Source organism: Leifsonia sp. SIMBA_070, from assembly GCF_046534635.1.
Classification (GTDB): Bacteria; Actinomycetota; Actinomycetes; order Actinomycetales; family Microbacteriaceae; genus Leifsonia.
This window is the reverse complement of record NZ_JAWRYK010000844.1, coordinates 1-241: the sequence shown is the minus strand read 5'-3', so window position 1 is coordinate 241 and position 241 is coordinate 1. Positions and strand designations below refer to the sequence as shown.

Sequence of the window (241 nt, the reverse complement as noted above, 5' to 3'; positions counted from 1 at the left end):
ATCGGAGGACCGAAGGAGCTAACCGCTTTTTTGCACAACATGGGGGATCATGTAACTCGCCTTGATCGTTGGGAACCGGAGCTGAATGAAGCCATACCAAACGACGAGCGTGACACCACGATGCCTGCAGCAATGGCAACAACGTTGCGCAAACTATTAACTGGCGAACTACTTACTCTAGCTTCCCGGCAACAATTAATAGACTGGATGGAGGCGGATAAAGTTGCAGGACCACTTCTGC

General features: G+C 50.6%; 1 protein-coding gene. It reads left to right on the top strand.

The features are described from left to right. The coding region (locus SB754_RS22600; RefSeq protein ID WP_410784509.1) for a serine hydrolase at positions 1–241 on the top strand (241 nt) is incomplete at both ends.